This is a genomic window from Geothrix fermentans DSM 14018, from assembly GCF_000428885.1.
Taxonomy (GTDB): domain Bacteria; phylum Acidobacteriota; class Holophagae; order Holophagales; family Holophagaceae; genus Geothrix; species Geothrix fermentans.
The window spans coordinates 26,503-39,943 of record NZ_AUAU01000012.1 but is presented as its reverse complement, the minus strand read 5'-3'; the positions used below and the strand labels follow the sequence as shown (position 1 = coordinate 39,943).

Genomic DNA, 13,441 nt, shown 5'->3' with positions numbered 1-13,441 from the left:
AGATGCGGGTCCCGTCCCGCCTGCCGGCTCAGAGCGGGGCGCGGTCTAGGGCGGACAGGTCCCGGTTGACGGAGAAGAGCTTGCCGTTCACCTGGGGGACCCCGAAGGACATCAGGCGCTGGGTGTGCATCTTCAGGTAGGCCTCGGCGCTGGCCGCATCCGTGAACAGGTAGATGCCCCCGGCCTCCTGCTTCTCGGGATTCTCGGTCCAGATCTTCCAGATCAGGCCCGGCTCCTGGGCGATGGATTCCGCCAGCCCCTTGAGGGCGGCGGTCATGCCGTCCCCCCACGGGCCCTGGAAGGGGAAGTCGACCTGAAGAAGCACGGCCATGGCGGTTCCTTTCCGGCGGCGCCCCCACGATGGCCGGAGCCCGCTCCGACGACTGTACCACCGGCATCCGGCGACCCCTCTGACCCGCCCCTCCGCTTTTCCCTACCATGGAGGTGGAGACGCCATGCTGAACCTCGAGACCTTCCCCGTGGGCCCCCTGGGCTGCAACTGCTCGCTGCTGTGGGACCCCGACACCCGGCAGGGCCTGGTGGTGGATCCCGGCGGGGACGGCGCGAAGATCCGCAAGCGCGTGGAGGCGCTCGGCTTCAAGGTCACGGCCCTGCTGCACACCCATGCCCACTTCGACCACGTGGGGGCCACGCGGGAGCTGCAGGACCTCTGGCAGTGCCCCGCCCACCTGCACGGGGACGACACCTTCCTCATCGAGGCCCTGGCCCAGCAGACGGGGATGTTCGGCATGCCCGCCATCCCCCAGCCGGAGATGGCCGCCCTGAACGCAGGCGACCGCCACCTGGACCTGACGACGCTCCACACGCCGGGCCACACGCCGGGCTCCTGCTGCTTCCACGGCGTCTTCGCGAAGGGCCGCGTGGTGCTGGCGGGGGACACGCTCTTCCGGGGCGGCGTGGGCCGCACGGACCTCTGGGGCGGCAGCTGGGAGGCGCTGGAGCAGAGCATCCGGCGGGAACTCTACGTGCTGGACGGCGCCACCCTCGTCATCCCTGGCCACGGTCCGGCGACCACCCTCGGTGAGGAGGCGGCCACCAATCCGTTCGTGCGGGCCTAGGAACCTCGTAGACTGGGGCCAATCTTCCCCGGAGGTCCTCAATGGACGCCCTCTTCGCCACGTCCCTCGGCTGCTTCGGCCCGGCCGCGATCGCCCTGCTGATCTATTTCCTCGCCTGCCTCAAGGTGGTGAACGAGTACGAGCGCCTGGTGGTCTTCACCCTCGGCAAGGTGGAGGACAAGCCCAAGGGGCCCGGCCTCTGCTTCGTGTGGCGGCCCTTCCAGACCGCCGTCACCGTGAGCCTGCGCACGGTCGTGATGGACGTGCCCAGCCAGGACATCATCACCCGGGACAATGTGAGCCTGAAGGTGAGCGCCGTCGTCTACTTCAAGGTGCTGGATCCCAAGGCGGCCATCATCGGCGTGGAGAACTACTACTACGCCACCAGCCAGATGGCCCAGACCACCCTTCGCTCCATCCTGGGCGAAGTCACCCTCGACGAGCTGCTGGCGGACCGGGAGAAGCTGAGCCAGCGCCTGCGGGAGATCATCGACCGCTCCACGGAGCCCTGGGGCATCGAGGTCACCAGCGTGGAGCTGAAGAGCGTGGACCTGCCCGAGCAGATCCAGCGGGCCATGGGGAAGCAGGCCGAAGCGGAGCGCGAGAAGCGGGCGAAGATCATCGCCGCCGAAGGCGAGCTGATGGCCAGCCAGCAGCTGCTCGAGGCCGCGAACAAGATCAGCGAGAACCCCACGGCCATCCAGATGCGCTACCTGCAGACGCTTGCGGAGATCGCCACGGAGAAGAACAGCACCATCGTCTTCCCGCTGCCCATCGAACTCATGAAGGCCTTTGAACGGCTGACGGGGAAGTAGGCGCCTTCCAGCCCCGCCAGGCCGCGGCCTCCGCCTTCGCGAGGGCGGAGGCCGCGCCGTCCCGGCCGCCGTAGGCCTGGGCCTCCACGCGGTCCGCGAGGTCCAACAGGGCCCCGGCACGCTCGGGCCGCAGAGCGGCGAGGCGCAAGAGCCAGGCGCGGGCCGTCTCGCCCGGCCCGGGGGCGGCCAGGTGGCGGGTCCGGGCCAGAAGGGGCCGCAGGGCGCGGATGGCGCCGGGGCCCGCGGATGCGGGGCGCCAGAGGCTCCGCGTGCGCCACGCGATCCAGGCCGCGGCCAGCAGGGCCAGTCCCCAGGAGAGCGGCGCCGGCGGGGCCTTCCAGTGCCACTCCCACCCCTGGAGCCGGCTCTGGATCCAGGAGAGGCCCTCCACCTGGTCCTGGTCGGAGAATCGCACCACGTGGCGATCCCAGTGGTAGCGCAGGGTGTCGAGCCAGCGGGTGAGGGCCCCCAGGGCGGCGGGACCTCCGCCGGGTCCCTGGCCCGCCCCGGCCGGGGTGGGATCCGCCACGTGCCAGCGGCCCTGGTCCCAGTACTCCACCCAGCTGTGGGCCTGGTCCTGGCTCACGCGGAAGTACCCGCCCTCGGGGATCCATGGGCCCAGGCGGAAGCCGTTCACCACCCGGGCGGGAACGCCCCGGGCCCTCAGCATCAGGGCCATGGCCGAGGCGAAGTACTCACAGTGCCCGGCCTGGGTCCGGTCCAGGAAGTCCTCCAGGGGGTTCACCGCCCGGCCCGAGGGGTTGTCCAGGGTGTACCGGAACCCGCGCAGGGCCCGCTCCAGCCCCCGGGCCAGCTCCGGCGCGGGCGGGTCCCCCGGCGCCAGCCGCAGGCTCCAGCGCCGGGCGGCCTCGTGGTCCGGCCCCAGCTCCCGCAGGTGGTCGAGCCGTCGGGGGGAGAGCCAGGGTTCCGGAAGCTCAGCGTCTCCCGCGCTCCAGGCGACGTCCAGGGGAACGGGGCGGGCCCGGGGAAAGCGCCAGCGGAGGCTTCCGCCTCCGCCCCGGCGCAGGAGCTGGTCCGGTTCCACGCGCGTGGTCCCGTAGGGCAGGGTCAGGATGCCCTGGGCGCTGGGGGAGAACAGGAACTCCGCATGGGCCCCGGCGGAGGTGGTGCGGGGGCTCCGGGCCGGGAGGGGCGTCAGGTCCCCGGGGCTCCAGCGCATCCCCTCCACGCGCTCCAGGGCCACCCCCCGCAGCAGGTCCAGCCCGGGCAGGGCGGCGGGAGCCAAGCCCGGGGGCGGGGCGATGCGGAGGACCACCTCGGGATTGGGCTCGATGGGGCCGCCGGCGGCCAGATCCACCTGGTCCCCGAAGCCGGCCCGGCTCGCCATGGGGGCGGTGCCCGCGAAGGCCCTGGGCCGGAAGCCCGCATTGAGGCGAGGCAGGATCAGGAAGAACCCCGCCCCCAGCACCAGCGTCGCCCCCATCCAGGCCGGCAGGCCCCCGTAGGGCGGATGGACCGGGGCGCCCCGGCGGTGGCGGGCGGAGGCCTCCCAGCTCTGCTGGAGCAGGACCGCCGCGGCGGAGCCGAGCCAGAGCAGGGCCCAGAGCAGGAACACCAGGTCCGTGGTGCTCACGGCGGTGGTGAGGAAGAGCAGGAAGCCCATGAGCACCAGCTGGCGCCGCTGGGGCAGCTCCCGGGGCAGGACCAGCCTCAGTCCCGCCAGCACGAAGAGCGTGTGGATGGCCACGGGGAAGATGCCGCGGCCCCGGGCCAGGTCCGCGAGGAAGAAGACCAGGGCCCCCGCCTCCAGCCAGCGGTGATGGCGGCTCAGGTCCCATCGCCAGGCCTCCACCACGGCGGCGGCCGCCAGGGGCAGGGCCATGACTGCCAGCTCCCCGGACTCGTAGATGCCCGTGGAGACGGCGGCGCCGAAGGCCACCCAGAGGGGCAGGTGGTCGATCCAGCGGGAGAACCTCACGGACAGACCCAGCTCCCGAGGGCCACGGGCCGTGCCGCGCCGGTCACCTCGGGGAGGTTCCCCGGCAGGCCCAGGGCGCTGGCGGCGCCGAGCAGGGCCCAGCTCACGGCCTCCCGGGCCCCGGCGGGGAAGGCCGTGTCGTCGGCCAGGGGCAGGGCCAGGCGGGCGGCCAGCTCCGCGCGCAGGCGCCCGTGCTGGGCTCCGCCGCCGCTCACCAGGCCGCGGGTGCCCGGGGCCAGGGGACTGAGGCGGGCCAACTCCCGGGCCACGGCTTCGGCGCTGAAGGCGGCCAGGGTGGCCAGACGGTCCGGCAGGGGCAGGGCCTCCAGCCCCGGGGCTTCCGCGTCGAGCCAGGCCGTGCCGAACACCTCCCGGCCCGTGGACTTGGGCGGGGGCGCCTGGAAGTAGGGGTGGCGAAGCCAGCGATCCAGCGGGGCGGCATGGACCTCCCCCGCCGCCGCGGCGCCGCCGGGATCGAAGGGCCGGCCCAGCCAGCGCCGGGCCGCGAGGTCGAGCAGGGACATGCCGGGACCCGCATCCCAGGCCCGGGTGTGCGCCCCATCCCAGTACGCCAGGTTCGCGATGCCGCCCAGGTTCAGGGCCAGCCAGGGTTCCGGGCCGCGCAACCAGCGCTCGGGCAGGGGCACGAGGGGGGCGCCCTGGCCGCCCAGGGCCATGTCGCGACGGCGGAGGTCCCACACCACGGGACAGCCCAGGACTTCGGCCAGCACGTAGGGATCCGCCAGCTGGAGGGTGGCGCCCTCGGCGGGGTGGTGCTGGACGGTCTGGCCGTGGAGCGAGGCCAGGTCGGGCTCCAGGCCCAGGCTCGCGCACAGATCGGCCGCGGCGCGGGCGTGGTGGTCCCCCAGGCGGCGCTGGAGGATGCAGAGCCCGGCGGGATCCAGGCGGTTCGACGCGGCGGCGAGGACCGCCTCCTTCAGGGCTTCGGAATAGGGGGCGGGATGGTGCCCCAGCAGCGCCAGGAAGGGCCGCCCGCCTTCGAAGCCGCGGGGGTCCACCTCCACCACCACTGCGTCCACGCCATCGGCGCTGGTGCCGGACATGAGGCCCAGCACGCGCCAGGGGCGGTCCTCCGGGAGCGGGATGCGGGAGCGCATGACGCTGATCATGCCAGCAAGTGCGGGCTTGCGGTTTCGGGGTACCCTTGAGGTTCGCCAGGGGTTCCCATGTTCTGGACCATCCTCATCGTCGGCATCGTGCTCTTCTTCGTCCTGCGCGGGAAGAGGGATCGCGCGGAACAGCTCGGTGCCTCCCGCCGCGCCCTGCCCACAGGTCCCCTGGAGCCCCACACCTTCCCCAGCCCCTACCCGAAGTGCCCCGCCTGCGGCGCCACGGGCGACAAGATGAAGCAGGAGTGGGACGGGCTGCGCGCGGTGAAGTGGACTTGCGGCTACTGCGGCGCCCTGGCAGGCGTGCAGACCCTCAAGGACGAGGAGCTGCCGCCCTCCGCGCGGCGGCGCCTGGGCCTGGATGCGCCCATGCAGGGCTCCGTCCCCATGCAGCAGGGCGGCTACGGCCAGCCCGGCGGCGGCATGGGAGGACTTCTCACCGGCATGATGATCGGCAGCATGATGGGCGGCGGACACCACCACCATGACGGGCAGAACGGGGGAGATGGCTGGGGCGGCGGGGACTCCGGCGGATCCTCCTCGGATTGGGGGGAGTCCAGCGGGGGGGACTGGGGTGACTCCGGCGGCGGCGACTGGGGCGGCGGGGACTCCGGAGGCGATTCCGGCGGCGACTGGTAGACCCCGGAAAACAAGGGGCCGGATCACCCGATCCCAATTGGGGTCAGCTACATGGGTGTATCCACATGAATGATGACTCTTGTATCGTTAATTTGATGGTTGGAATTTTTACTTGATGTGGACATTCAAATGACCATGATGAAGCCACTTCTTTTTTGACTCTGGCCATCCGATGGTGGCCATTCCTTTTTGGAGCGGCCATGGCCAGCCGTCGCATGCGCTTTCTGACCCTGCTACTCGCCTCCGGAGCCGTCCTCTCGGCCCAGACCACGGGGTCCCTGCAGGGGCGCGTGGTGGATCCGAAGGGGCGTCCGGTCGCCGGGGCCACCGTGTCCATCAGCGGGGTGGGGATCCAGGGCGGGCGCGCCACCACCACGGATGAATCCGGCACCTACCGCATTGGCCTGCTCCCGCCCGGGCTCTGCACCATCACCGCCACCAAGGAAGGTCTGAACGCCGCCAAGGCGCAGATCCAGGTCGGGCTGGACCGCACCGCCACGGTCGACCTGACGCTGAAGTCCATCGCGACCGCCACCGTGGAAGTGACGGATGCCAATGCGACCGTGGACCTGAAGGCCACCACCGCCGGCAGCAACTACACCAGTGAGGCCATCCTGAAGCTGCCCACCACCCGCGATTTCGCCAATGTGGCGCTGCTCGCGCCCGGCGTATCCCAGGACAACGTGGGCTTCAAGGTCTACGGTTCCTCCGGCGCCGAGAACAACTTCGTGGTGGACGGCATCAACACCACCAACGTGGAGTTCGGAACCCAGGGCAAGAAGATCCCCCAGGAGTTCGTGCAGGAATTCCAGGTCAAGACCGGCGGCTACGAGGCGGAGTACGGCAAGGCCACCGGCGGCATCATCAATGTGATCACCAAGTCGGGCGGCAACGAGTTCTCCGGCGACGTGTTCGCGTACTCCGAGGGCCGGATCTTCAAGAGCGGGAACAAGCACACGGACGACGCCAACCTCCGCCAGAAGCCCCTCCTGCTGGAGAACCGCACCTCGGAGTACGGCTTCGACATCGGCGGCCCGATCATCAAGGACAAGCTCTGGTTCTTTGCCGCCTACGACCGGCGCACCAACTCGCAGGAGTCCCAGGTCCGCGTGCCGGGGCCCGATGATGGCCTGAAGGCCCCCACGGATTCCACCCGCGACCTCTACGCCCTGAAGCTCACCTGGAGGCTCGCCGAGAACCAGACCCTCATCGCCTCCGTCCTCGGCGATCCCGAGAAGGTCACGGGCGCCGTGAAGGATCCCCAGGGGCCGGCAACCACCTGGAGCGGCGAGCGGAAGATCGGCGGCACGGATCTCAGCCTGCGCTACGAGCTGACCGGCCAGACCTGGTTCGTCCAGCTCCAGGCCAGCCAGCACGAGGAGAAGAACTCCGTGCTCCCCACGGGCGCCGGAGCCTCGCTCATCCAGACCGTGGACAACACCACCCAGCGGAACCGGGACGGGTTCGGCCGCTACGACGACAAGGACTTCACCCGCACCAACTTCTCGGGCTCCCTCACCTGGTATCTCGGGCCGCACGAGCTGAAGGGCGGGTTCGACTTCCAGACCGACAAGGCCACCATCCACCGCGGGTACTCGGGCGGCCAGCAGGTCACGGACTACGGCAACGGCACCTATTCCCACTACTACTGGACCATCGCCGGGTCGGATGTGAACAACGCGCCCAGCATCATCTTCAACGCCTCCCCCAAGCACGAGAGCGCGGGCTACTTCGTCCAGGACAAGTGGTCGGCCACCCCGGCCCTCACCTTCAACGTGGGCGTCCGCCTCGACACCACCAAGATCAAGGACCAGCACGGGGCCACCAAGATCGACCTCAAGGACCAGTGGGCGCCCCGCCTGGGCGTCATCTGGGACTGGGCCGGGAAGGGCCAGGACAAGGTCTACATGAGCCTGTCTCGGTTCTACGAGCAGGTGCCCCTCGACCTCGTCATCCGTTCCTTCAGCGACGAGAGCAACCCCACCATCTTCAACTTCAGCCCCACCAGCCTGGTCCCGGACCCCGCGGCCGGCACCAGCTCCATCGTCGGATCCTACATCGAACCCGTGGACCCCGACCTCAAGGGCCAGTACTCGGATGAGCTCATCCTGGGGGCCGAGACGACCGTGGCCACCAACTACGTCCTCGGAGCCAAGTACATCCGCCGCTACGTGGGCCGCGCCATCGAGGATTCTCTCGATGTGAACAGCCCCCTGGGCGACTACTTCATCATGAACCCCGGAACCAGCCAGACCGGCAAGCAGTACCCCCGGGCCACCCGCGACTACAAGGGCGTGGAAGTCAGCGTGCAGAAGAAGTTCGCGGACCACTACACCTGGCAGGCCTCCTACCTCTGGAGCAAGCTGGACGGCAACTACGAAGGCGCCTACCAGGGGGTCGGCGGGGCGGACGGGACCGGGCAGCTGGACCCGAACATCAACTCGGCCTTCGACGAGCCCGACTTCATCGTCAACAGCGAGGGGAGGCTCAGCGGCGACCGCACCCACCAGGTCAAGGCGAACGGTTACTACGAGTGGGATTTCGGCCTCAGCCTCGGCGCCTCCTTCACCTACGCCACGGGCACCCCGGTCAACCGCCTCGGTTTCGCGGACCAGGTGCAGCCGTTCCCCTACACCCGCTACGAGCTCTTCCTCACGCCCCGGGGCTCCGAGGGACGCACCCCCAACACCAGCCGCCTGGACCTGAACCTGGGCTACACCTTCAAGATCGTGGCCAAGCAGCAGGTCCGGCTCTCGCTCGATGTCACCAATGTGCTCAACAGCCAGAGCGCCACGGCCCTGGACCAGCGGTACAACTTCAGCGGCCTCGACGTGGGCCAGACCAACCCCTACTTCAAGGCGCCCACCACCTTCCAGGCGCCGCGCTCGGTCCGTTTCGGCGTCCGCTACAGTTTCTGATCCGGATTCCCACTGACGGAAGCGGCTCCTCCGGGGGCCGCTTTCTTTTCCGCTACAGCACCTTGGGCACGACGAAGTGCCCCCGGTCCTGCTCAGGCGCATTGGCCAGGGCCTCGGCCTGGGTGAAGGCGTCCCGCGGCTCGTCCTCCCGGCGGGGCAGGGGATGGGCCAGGGCCTGGAACATCGGCTCCACCTCGGCCAGGGGCAGCTCATCCAGGCTGGCCGCGTGGGTGAGCAGGCGGGCCATGGCCAGGCGCATGGGCTCGATCTCGTCCTCCCGAAGGCTCAAGTGGGCCAGGGCGGCGCAGCGCAGCACATCCTCGCGGGTCACGTCCATGTCAGGCTCCCAGTTTGAGATCTGCGTCGGCGTTCTGGATCCAGGGCTCGGCGTCCGGTTCCAGCAGGGCGCCGGCGGCGGCGATCATGGCGCCGTTGTCCGTGCAGAGACGCGGCTCGGGAATGGCCAGGGCCAGGCCCGTCCGGGCGGCCAAGTCCGCGGCTTCGGCCCGCAGGCGGGAGTTGCAGGCCACGCCGCCGCTGATCACGAAGCTGTGGGCGCCGTGCTCCTCCGCCAGGGCAGGGACGGGCTTCAGCAGCCAAGTGCTGATGGCCTCCTGGAGGCTGCGGCAGAGCCCCTGAACCTCAGGATCGTCCGCCCCCGCCGTGGCCAGGCGCGGGTTCCGCTCCACGCGCAGTTTCACAGCGGTCTTCAGGCCCGAGAAGCTCCAGGAGGCCCTGCCGTCCCTGAACTTCGGCGGGGTGAAGGGCTCGGCGGCCCGGTCTGCGGCCCGGGCGCAGGCGTCCACCACGGGGCCGCCGGGGTAGCCCAGGTCCAGCATGCGTGCGGCCTTGTCGAAGGCCTCGCCGGCGGCGTCGTCCCGGGTCTTCTGGAGGAGCTGGAGCGAGGTCCAGTCCCTGGCCAGGTAGAGGTGGGTGTGGCCGCCGGACACCAGCAGCACCAGGGCCGGAAAGGGAAGGTCCGGCGCGGCGAAGCGGGCCGCGTTCAGGTGCCCCAGCAGGTGGTGGACGCCCACCCAGGGGATCCCCTCCCGCCAGGCCACGGCCTTGCTGGCGCTGAAGGTGGCCAGCAGGCTGCCCACCAGGCCGGGCCCGCGGGTGACGGCGATGCGGTCCAGATCCTTCAACCCGACACCGGCCTGGGCCAAGGCCCCGCCCATGACCGCCCGCACCTGCAGCAGATGCTCTCGTGCCGCCAGCTCCGGTACCACGCCGCCAAAGGGGCCATGGATGGCATCCTGGCTCTCCCGCACCAGGGAGCGCAGGACCGGGCCTGCGACCGTCTCCTCCACCACCGCGGCGGAGCAGTCGTCGCAGGAGGATTCCAGGCCGAGGACCAGCATCTGGATAGTGTAACTTGGCAACTGGAGCCCCTCTCATGCGCGGTCTGACGATGCTGCTGCTGCCCGCCCTGCTGCTGGCCCAGCGCCCCCCCGCATCTCCCGCCGGGGCCTTCGACCGGGAATTGAAACGGAACCGGTTCGGGACCTGGCTGGTGTTGGAGGACGAAGGGGCCGCCTGGGGGGCGGCCATGCGCTCGGCCCTGGACGAGGAGCCCATGGTCTTTCTGAACCTGCCGATGAAGGTGGTGGCAGGAGGCAGGAAGCCCGATGCCCTGGCCCCGGTGCTTCGGGAGCGCTTCGGGTGGACAAAGGGAGCCCGCTGGGCCCTCGTGGATGCCAAGGGCCAGGTGCGCGGGGAGGGGACCGAGGCACCGACGTCCGCCGCCCTCGGGAAGGCCATGGAGGGGGCGGGAATGTCCTCGCGGGCCCAGGAACTGTCGACCTTCCTCCGGCAGAACCCCGACCGGGTGGACGCACGGACGGCCCTGCTCCTCGAATACCTCACCGTGGCGACCCGGCGGACGTCCAAGGCCTTGAATCTCCCCGGAGCCAAACCGGCACCCTCCAATCCGGCAGCCGTGGTACTGCTTGATTCGGAGGCGGACCTGAAGATCTGGGCGCCGGCGGCCCAGCAGCTGGACGCCCTCCTTCGCGAGACCGGCGGCTCTCCCGATGGATTCTGGGGATTCCTGTTCGGCTCGCGGATCCGGAGGTCTGCGGCGGAGCACTCTCCGTCGATGATCGCCGTGCTGACGCGCCACAGGGCGACCCTGGAGGAACTGCTTCGCCGGTCGCCAGAGAGCGTCGCGACATGGCAGATCTGGATCGCCGCCTCCCAGAAGTGCGGGGGCTGGCCGCTCCAGCCCCTGCTCGCGGGCATTCCCGCCTTGCCCGGAACCCCGCCGGGATCCTGGCCGCCACCCGGCATCTTCGAGGAGTATCTGAAGGATGCGAAATCCCGGAGCGACTGGACGACTATCCGCGAAGTCCTGGAACCCCGCTGGAACAGCCTCCGGGATGGCATCCTGGACGGGCAGTTCGAATGGGGCAACAACGCCTCCACCTGGGAATGGAGCCTCGGCCCCCTGCTGGAGGCCCAGATTTCCCAGGGTGATACCGGGGCCGCCGATCAGGTGCTCAACGAGGCGGCTGAGGTGGTGGGCTGGGCCGGCCTTCCGGGAAAGGCGCGGGACCTCGCCACGCGGCTGAACCGCCCGGACCTGGCGACCCGATGGGGCGCTATGACGGTGAAGGGCAAATGACCCTCGTCCCCACCCGCATCCAGCTCAACCGGCCGCTGCCGCCTCTGACTTACCTGGCGCCTGAGGGTCTGTCCGCGGGCGTGCGGGTGCGGGTGAAGGTCCGGAACAGCCTGGCGGTGGGCCTTTCCATGGGACCGGATCCCGCCCCGCCCGCCGCGAAGCTGCGGCCCGTGGAGGCCGTCCTCGATCCCTTCCCCCTGCTGCCGCCGAAGCTGCGGGAGCTGCAGGCCTTCGCCGCCCGCTACTACGGGTGCCTGGAGGCGCACCTGCTGCCGCTGAGCCTGCCCCAGGCCGTGCTGCCCCACTGGGAGGCGGACGAGGATGGACAGCGGCTGTCATTCCATCGGGACCGGGGCGCCTGGGACGTGCTGGCGGATCTGGGCGGGGCCTGGCATCGGGATCCTTCCATCCTGCCCACGCTGCTGCATCGGCCCCTGCTGCGGGGCGCCGGCTTCACGGAGGTCCGTCTCACGGGCGCACACCATCCGCCCAGGGTGACGCCGGCCCAGGCGAAGGTGCTTCTCGCGCTGGAGGAGGCCGGCGGTGCCCTCATGGAGCCCGAGCTGCTGGAGGCCGCCGGAGTGGGAACCTCGGTGCTGGGCACTCTGGAGAAGCGCGGCCTGGTGGAACGCATGAAGCGGGTGGACCTGCTGGCCCAGCGCCGGGAGGCGGGCGCGGACCGCACGGTGACCCTCAACGAGGAGCAGCGGACGGCGCTGGAAGCGGTGACCCTGGGCGCCTTCGGGGTCCACCTGCTCCAGGGCGTGACGGGCTCCGGCAAGACCGAGGTCTACCTGGCCCTAGCCGAGCGCGTCCTGGCGGCCGGGCGGCGGGTGCTCTGGCTGGTGCCGGAGATCGGCCTCACGGCCCGCCTGCTGGACCGCCTGGAGGCGCGCTTTCCCGGCCGCATCGCCGTGGGGCACGCGGGCCTCAATGCCGGCGAGAAGCACGGCGACGTGGTGCGCCTCCTCTTCAACGGCGCGGACCTCTTCGTGGGCGTGCGGAACGCGGTGATGGCTCCCCTGCGGGACATCGGGCTCATCGTCGTGGACGAGGAGCACGAGGGCTCGTACAAGTCCGAGGAGCATCCCCGCATCCACGCCCGGGACCTGGCCATCAAGCGGGCCCAGCTTGAGGGTTGCCCCATCGTGCTGGGCAGCGCCACCCCGAGCCTCGAGAGCTGGCAGGCGGCGCAGAGCGGGCGCTACCGGCTGCTCCAGCTGAGGCAGCGGCCCGCGGGCATCACGCTCCCAAAGGTGGAGGTCGTGGACCTGCGGGACGCCTACCGGCAGGTGCGGCGCAAGGTGATCCTGGCGCCGCCCCTCATGCAGGCCCTGACCGACACCCTCGTGAGCGGCGAGCAGGCCCTCCTGCTGCTGAACCGCCGGGGCTACGAGAACTTCTGGATGTGCCGGGCCTGCGGCCGCACCCTGGGTTGTCCCCACTGCGCCATTTCCCTCACCTACCACCGCGGCGACTTCCGCCTCCGCTGCCATCTCTGCGGCCACGAGACGGTGCCGCCGGAGGCCTGCCCGGACTGCGGGGCGGACCACCTGCGGGGCGTGGGCGAGGGCACGGAACAGGTGGAGGAGCACCTGAACCAGCTCTTTCCCGCCGCCCGCATCCTGCGCCTGGACCGGGACACCACGCGCCGTCGCGGCTCCCTCGAGGCGGGCCTCCTGGCTGCCGAGGCCGGCGAGGTGGACATCCTGGTGGGCACCCAGATGCTGGCCAAGGGCCACACTTTCCCCAAGCTCACGCTGGTGGGGGTGCTCAACGCGGACCAGGGCCTGAAGGTGGCGGACTTCCGGGCCTCGGAGCGCACCTTCCAGCTGCTCACCCAGGTGGCGGGCCGCGCGGGTCGGGCCGAGCTGCCGGGTCGCGTGATCCTGCAGACCTACTCACCCGAGCACCCGGCCATCACCTTCGCCCTGGCCCAGGACTTCGAGGGCTTCGCGGCCTCGGAGCTGCCCTTCCGCGAGGGCCTGGGCTATCCACCCTTCACGGCCCTCTCCCTCTACCGCGCCGAGGCGGACACCATGAAGGAGGCCCGTGAAGCCCTGGAGGCCTTCCGGCAGTGCCTCACCGTCCCTGGTCTGCGCGTGCTCGGTCCCCTGGAGGCGCCGGTCCCGCGCGTGCGTGACCGCTGGCGCATGCACCTGCTCCTCAAGGGCACCCGCGGTGCCCTGGGCGAGGTGCTCGCCCGGCACCCCCTGGCCCCATCTGGCCCCATCAGCCTCGACCGGGATCCCCTCCAGTTTGGATAGAAAAGGGGCCCCCGAAAGGGCCCCGGATGCG

At 70.7% G+C, this 13,441-nt stretch carries 11 protein-coding genes; 6 read left to right on the top strand and 5 right to left on the bottom strand.

The window, feature by feature from the left end:
• Positions 1–28 precede the first annotated feature (28 nt).
• Complete coding sequence (locus tag G398_RS0105690; RefSeq protein ID WP_026852878.1) at positions 29–331, bottom strand: monooxygenase; 303 nt, start codon at positions 329–331, stop codon at positions 29–31.
• Positions 332–455: 124 nt separating this feature from the next.
• Between G398_RS0105690 and G398_RS0105685 the strand changes: the two genes are divergently transcribed.
• Together G398_RS0105685 and G398_RS0105680 are read left to right on the top strand one after the other, a co-directional pair.
• The gene (locus G398_RS0105685; RefSeq protein ID WP_026852877.1) at positions 456–1,079 is read left to right on the top strand and encodes an MBL fold metallo-hydrolase; all 624 of its coding nucleotides are present in this window, start codon (positions 456–458) and stop codon (positions 1,077–1,079) included.
• Between the two features lie 41 nt (positions 1,080–1,120).
• The gene (locus G398_RS0105680) at positions 1,121–1,894 is read left to right on the top strand and encodes a slipin family protein (protein WP_052571535.1); all 774 of its coding nucleotides are present in this window, start codon (positions 1,121–1,123) and stop codon (positions 1,892–1,894) included.
• On the opposite strand, the gene G398_RS0105675 is transcribed toward G398_RS0105680, so the two are convergent.
• Positions 1,860–3,833: a transglutaminase TgpA family protein gene (locus G398_RS0105675; RefSeq protein ID WP_026852875.1), complete on the bottom strand. Its 1,974-nt coding sequence runs from the start codon at positions 3,831–3,833 to the stop codon at positions 1,860–1,862. The genes G398_RS0105680 and G398_RS0105675 overlap by 35 nt on opposite strands.
• Complete coding sequence (locus G398_RS0105670) at positions 3,830–4,951, bottom strand: anhydro-N-acetylmuramic acid kinase (RefSeq protein ID WP_169720619.1); 1,122 nt, start codon at positions 4,949–4,951, stop codon at positions 3,830–3,832. Before G398_RS0105670 ends, G398_RS0105675 begins: the two co-directional genes overlap by 4 nt.
• A 69-nt stretch (positions 4,952–5,020) precedes the next feature.
• Here G398_RS0105670 and G398_RS20995 point away from each other — a divergent pair, with 69 nt between their 5' ends.
• Positions 5,021–5,602: a hypothetical protein gene (locus G398_RS20995; RefSeq protein WP_052571532.1), complete on the top strand. Its 582-nt coding sequence runs from the start codon at positions 5,021–5,023 to the stop codon at positions 5,600–5,602.
• Positions 5,603–5,802: 200 nt separating this feature from the next.
• A complete protein-coding gene (locus G398_RS0105660; RefSeq protein WP_026852873.1) occupies positions 5,803–8,520 on the top strand; it encodes a TonB-dependent receptor in 2,718 nt (905 codons plus the stop codon).
• A 52-nt stretch (positions 8,521–8,572) separates the two neighbouring features.
• On the opposite strand, the gene gatC is transcribed toward G398_RS0105660, so the two are convergent.
• Positions 8,573–8,857, bottom strand: a complete 285-nt coding sequence (gatC, locus tag G398_RS0105655; protein WP_026852872.1) for an Asp-tRNA(Asn)/Glu-tRNA(Gln) amidotransferase subunit GatC — start codon at positions 8,855–8,857, stop codon at positions 8,573–8,575.
• A 1-nt stretch (position 8,858) separates the two neighbouring features.
• Complete coding sequence (tsaD, locus tag G398_RS16525; protein ID WP_157492295.1) at positions 8,859–9,902, bottom strand: tRNA (adenosine(37)-N6)-threonylcarbamoyltransferase complex transferase subunit TsaD; 1,044 nt, start codon at positions 9,900–9,902, stop codon at positions 8,859–8,861.
• Between the two features lie 14 nt (positions 9,903–9,916).
• On the opposite strand from tsaD, the gene G398_RS0105645 reads away from it, so the two are divergent.
• Both G398_RS0105645 and priA read left to right on the top strand, forming a co-directional pair.
• Positions 9,917–11,143 (top strand): hypothetical protein, encoded by a 1,227-nt coding sequence (locus G398_RS0105645; protein WP_026852871.1) that lies wholly within the window; start codon positions 9,917–9,919, stop codon positions 11,141–11,143.
• Positions 11,140–13,410 carry a replication restart helicase PriA gene (gene priA, locus G398_RS16520; protein ID WP_052571530.1) on the top strand — a complete coding sequence of 757 codons (2,271 nt, stop codon included), beginning with the start codon at positions 11,140–11,142 and terminating at the stop codon, positions 13,408–13,410. Before G398_RS0105645 ends, priA begins: the two co-directional genes overlap by 4 nt.
• Positions 13,411–13,441 lie beyond the last annotated feature (31 nt).

Coding starts and splice junctions, on each gene's coding strand:
- G398_RS0105690 (WP_026852878.1), bottom strand. CDS start 331: ATGGCCGTGCTTCTTCAGGTCGACTTCCCCTTCCAGGGCCCGTGGGGG.
- G398_RS0105685 (WP_026852877.1), top strand. CDS start 456: ATGCTGAACCTCGAGACCTTCCCCGTGGGCCCCCTGGGCTGCAACTGC.
- G398_RS0105680 (WP_052571535.1), top strand. CDS start 1,121: ATGGACGCCCTCTTCGCCACGTCCCTCGGCTGCTTCGGCCCGGCCGCG.
- G398_RS0105670 (WP_169720619.1), bottom strand. CDS start 4,951: ATGCGCTCCCGCATCCCGCTCCCGGAGGACCGCCCCTGGCGCGTGCTG.
- G398_RS20995 (WP_052571532.1), top strand. CDS start 5,021: ATGTTCTGGACCATCCTCATCGTCGGCATCGTGCTCTTCTTCGTCCTG.
- G398_RS0105660 (WP_026852873.1), top strand. CDS start 5,803: ATGGCCAGCCGTCGCATGCGCTTTCTGACCCTGCTACTCGCCTCCGGA.
- gatC (WP_026852872.1), bottom strand. CDS start 8,857: ATGGACGTGACCCGCGAGGATGTGCTGCGCTGCGCCGCCCTGGCCCAC.
- G398_RS0105645 (WP_026852871.1), top strand. CDS start 9,917: ATGCGCGGTCTGACGATGCTGCTGCTGCCCGCCCTGCTGCTGGCCCAG.
- priA (WP_052571530.1), top strand. CDS start 11,140: ATGACCCTCGTCCCCACCCGCATCCAGCTCAACCGGCCGCTGCCGCCT.